The 531-nt window shown below is 63.5% G+C and carries 1 protein-coding gene; it reads right to left on the reverse strand.

Translation table 11 applies throughout. The annotated features are described in order from the left end of the window. Positions 1-219: 219 nt before the first annotated feature. On the reverse strand, positions 220-531 hold a 312-nt coding region (locus tag AC01FP_RS18960), incomplete at its 5' end, for an EVE domain-containing protein (protein WP_474482510.1).

Genomic DNA, 531 nt, shown 5'->3' on the forward strand with positions numbered 1-531 from the left:
GCGCAAATCTGCTGAAGTCAGACGCCAGCGCGGCCGTGCCGGTTCCGCCTTCATCCCCGTGCGCACATGGGGCGGTAGCGACGCCCTGAACGGGTGCCGGGCGGATTCGTCGGTCAGGACCAGGGCGCGTCTCATGACACTGCGTTAACCTGTTCCTAACCATGCTGCATCGCCAGAAACAGAGCTGTCGCAGGGTGGCACACAAACCCGTGGGGGACGCTATTCCCCAGCCATCTCCAGCACCACCTGCCATTCCTCCGGCGTCACTTCGCTGACCGACAGGCGCGACAGCCGGATCAGCTCCATCGCTTCGAGGCGAGGCTCTGCCTTGACCTGCTTCAGCGTGACGGGGCGTGCCAGCTTGCGCACCGGCTTGACCCTGACCGCAGCCCATTTGCCGTCCGGGTCGGTCGGGTCGGTAATACCTGACACCGAGATCTCGATGATCCCGACGATCTCGAGGCCGATATTGGAATGGTAGAAGAACGCCTGATCGCCCACCTGCATCGCAGCCAGATTGTTCTTGGCCCG

Source organism: Cyanobium sp. NIVA-CYA 375 (genome assembly GCF_056108345.1).